General features: G+C 38.5%; 2 protein-coding genes and 1 pseudogene. 1 reads left to right on the forward strand and 2 read right to left on the reverse strand.

The genetic code is table 11. The features are described from left to right. Positions 1-1,449: pseudogene (locus IX315_RS09455) on the reverse strand (TonB-dependent receptor); the annotation flags it as partial. A 534-nt stretch (positions 1,450-1,983) separates the two neighbouring features. Between IX315_RS09455 and IX315_RS09460 the strand changes: the two are divergent. Beyond that, positions 1,984-2,757, forward strand: coding sequence for a helix-turn-helix transcriptional regulator (locus tag IX315_RS09460; RefSeq protein WP_134849733.1), 774 nt, complete (start codon positions 1,984-1,986; stop codon positions 2,755-2,757). Here the strand turns inward: IX315_RS09460 and IX315_RS09465 are convergent. Next, positions 2,749-3,513 (reverse strand): HesA/MoeB/ThiF family protein, encoded by a 765-nt coding sequence (locus IX315_RS09465; protein ID WP_026215556.1) that lies wholly within the window; start codon positions 3,511-3,513, stop codon positions 2,749-2,751. The genes IX315_RS09460 and IX315_RS09465 overlap by 9 nt on opposite strands. Between the last annotated feature and the right edge of the window lie 120 nt (positions 3,514-3,633).

Raw genomic sequence — 3,633 nt, forward strand, 5'->3', positions numbered from 1 at the left:
TAATAATAGGCTATTTGCATGTTCAAAACGAACGCCCAAAGATGCACTCCACATTCTTAGAGGAAATGAATAGTTGAGATACCCCGCATACACTCTTTCGTGGTTAGTCCCCATATTTTGGTAGCTTGCATCTGTGTTTTGCTTTCTAGATCCATTAATGTGGTATACATCCACCCCTCCTTCAAAAGTTCGACTGTCAGTAAGGCTATAAGACAGATATGGTGAAAGCTGAAAAAGAGCATAATGTGCGTTAGTGGAGATTTGATGATTTCCGATTTTGACCATATCATTCTCTCTTGTTGTTTGCTGACGATTCATAGTTTTGATAAAAGCATCGGCATTGATTTCGAGTTTTAATCTGCTGGTAACATTCCACTCTGTATATGCATTAAAATGATGAGAGGTAATTTTGTTGTCGAGATAAGTATTAGAGATCAAATTTTGCCATTCCTGTTTGTTTGTATAATATCGAGTGTTATCTCCACTATGATCATTTATTTTACTACTTGACAAATTATATCCTACCCCCCACGTCAACGTTTTATGAGGTGTAAAGTTAGCCTTGATGAGTATATTTCTTGTCAAATCACTGATTGTATCTACAAGTTGAGTCTGGAGATATAACTGAGGAATAACTTGAGCATCTATGCGTTCTGTCTTATTCATACGACTATTCCCCTGATTGAGTTGAAGACTGATATTGCATTTATCATTGACATAGCCTAACAAGATATCTCCTAAGTATGAAACTGCATGGTTTAATTGGAGCTTACTCTTTGCTTGACCTGTGAAATTATCTTTTTGACGTTTAGTCTTGATGTGAAGGACAGCGTTAACACTGCCACGATATCTTGGTCCAGGATTCCGATCAAAAGTTATCGTTGTGATTACTTTAGGATCTATTGACTTAAGTTCATCATGAGAAAGCACCTCTTTATTATCTAATAATATAAGGATATTTCCTCCTCCAAGTAATGTTGCACCACCATTCCCATCCACTGCGACTCCAGGAAGTTGCGCCAAAAGTCGATCAATGCTCGATTGCTGCGCCAAAGGTGTACCTTCTACATTCACTTGTAGTTGATGATTACTCAATTTTAATCTTCTCGTATTTCCTTTTATTATCACCTCTCCTAGAGTATAGGACAGAGGACGCATCTCCACTTTTATAGGGAGTTCGTTTATGTTTATCTTTTGTGACTCATAGCCTATACAAGTGAAACACAAGTAATTCATTTGCATGGATTTTTCTATACTGAAAAGACCAGTACTATCAGTAACAACTCCCTGCAATAATGTACTATCTTTGCTATAAGCAACGACATTACAAAACTCCAATGGTAATTTATTTTCGTCTACAACCAAAGATTTAATAACTTCTTGTCCCCATATAGATGATATGTTGATACATAAAGCCAAAAGGACAAACAAAATTCTATATGTTCTCATATTCATAAATCATTTACTATGACAAGCTATACAATTTGGAGCTCCATAAAGGTCTCTCTTGTATTTTAAAGCTCTAACTCTACACGAATTACAGTCTTTTACTTCCAATGGTGGTCGTACTCATGCTAGGCTGCAAAGTTGTGTCGTAACAACAAACAGCTAGTTCAAAACATCCCTCCAATAGAGAGCCGTACTCTGCACCACCTACAATTTCTGACAACATTTCTGTAGAAAACTCGTCGATGTTTAACTTATCATTCATAACTCGTATTTGTTAAAGGACGCCTACTCTTCAGAGTTTTTCGGCTTACACTCCCCATTTGAATAGTTGGGTCTATGGTAATCCTTAGGACACTATAGAAAGTACCTTACATTATCTTTACACTTGCAAAGTTCCCTACTTATTATCCTCCCTGCAATACCCAAAAGGGTAATTTGGGGACGTATTCTGAACTTTCACCCTTTCGGGTAATGCCTTTGCCTTTGAATGAGTATATTTGCATCATTATTATATGGATGTCAAATGGATATAGAATGAGTGTGATTCTTAACGAAAACAATCGCCTGCAATTACCACAGGACGTTCGCCCTCAAATAGGCGACGAGCAATACTGTGGCTTACAGCCTTATATTGACTCTGCAAAGGCATTTGCCCAAATTACATACAAGTCTCTTTATATCATCGACTATAATAGGATGAACTTTCTATATGTATCGGACAACCCTCTATTTCTCTGCGGAGAGAGCGTGGCAACGGTACAACAAGAAGGATACGACTTTTACTATAATCATGTACCGGAAGAAGACCTTGAATTCCTTACACAAGTCAATAGAGCAGGCTTTGACTTTTTCAAAGGAATTGCCGTATCAGAGCGCACTCAATACACCATATCCTACAATTTTAGAGTCAATAAACAAGAGTCCAAGGAAAGCGTATTGATCAATCATCAGATAACTCCCCTTAAACTGGATTCGATGGGAAATATCTGGTTAGCACTCTGTTTGGTGTCACTGGCTCCATCCCAAGAAAGAGGTGTCGCCTATATGACTGCGGTTAATTCTAATACGATGTGGCAGTTTTCCTTGAAGAGTGGTCGTTGGAAACAGGTTGAAAGTATTGTTCTGAGTGAATATGAAAAAGCCGTGATTCGGCTGGCGAACCAAGGCTTATCAGTTGGAGAGATTGCCAACGAGATTAATCGGTCGGAAGACTCTGTGAAAGGCTATCGAAAAAACATATTCCAAAAACTCGGAGTCGGGAATATATCCGAAGCAATTGCTGTGGCTACACACCGCAGACTAATTTAGATCATCGCACTCCGAATAGTAGTAGAATTTAGGAAATACCTTCACAAATTCTCCTCGAACAATACGCATAAGGATAGAGGTACAGATTCCTCCGACCAAAGAGGACGCAATAGATAGTTGTGGTGGTGGCAAAGTCATTCCCTCGTCTTCATACTTTCGTATCACCTCTTCTATCCATATTTTAGGTCGAACCCAATAATTGAAATAGTCAGTAACGTGCTGTACGGCTCGTTTTTCAAAACCCAAATAACTCTCTCCCTCAGAGAGCAAGCTCTCTAAGTTCGCCCCATCGGGAGAAACAACCATAACAATACCTGCAAACCCAACATTGTAGGGATGTAGTACATAAATTCCTGACTTTGCACATACACGGTCAAAAACGAAAGGAATGTCGCTATTGAAATCAAGAGTATTGATTGCTATATCATGCCCTGCGACAATATCCTCTATATTATCGTGATCAATAAATGTGTTTATGGTCGATATTTGTGCTTTAGGATTGATACTGAGCAGTCGTTTTTTCAATGCTTCTACCTTAGGGATACCCAAATCTTCCTCTGTATAGTTCTGCCTGTTGAGGTTGCTCTCCTCCACCACATCTCCATCGACCAACGTTATAGTTTCAAATCCTATTCGCAACAAAGTTTCCGCAATATTGCTCCCTATTCCTGCACCAGCAAGTAAGACTCGAAATTCTTTGATTTTTATTTGATCTTCATCGGAAATGTAGATTCGATTTCGTTCGTATCGTTTCATCTGAATGATATTTTGGTTAGACATTTACGCCAGCAAAGTTCTCATCTTATATGCATTCCTGCAATACCCGAAAGGGTAATTCTATATACGATTTAGCATTAATATGAGTTTTCCAAGAAG

Origin of the sequence: Porphyromonas levii, from assembly GCF_018206105.1 — a bacterium.
Lineage (GTDB): Bacteria > Bacteroidota > Bacteroidia > Bacteroidales > Porphyromonadaceae > Porphyromonas_A > Porphyromonas_A levii.

Bases quoted from the DNA above. Each gene is read 5' to 3' on its own strand.
- IX315_RS09460 (WP_134849733.1), top strand. From the start codon at position 1,984: ATGAGTGTGATTCTTAACGAAAACAATCGCCTGCAATTACCACAGGAC.
- IX315_RS09465 (WP_026215556.1), bottom strand. From the start codon at position 3,513: ATGAAACGATACGAACGAAATCGAATCTACATTTCCGATGAAGATCAA.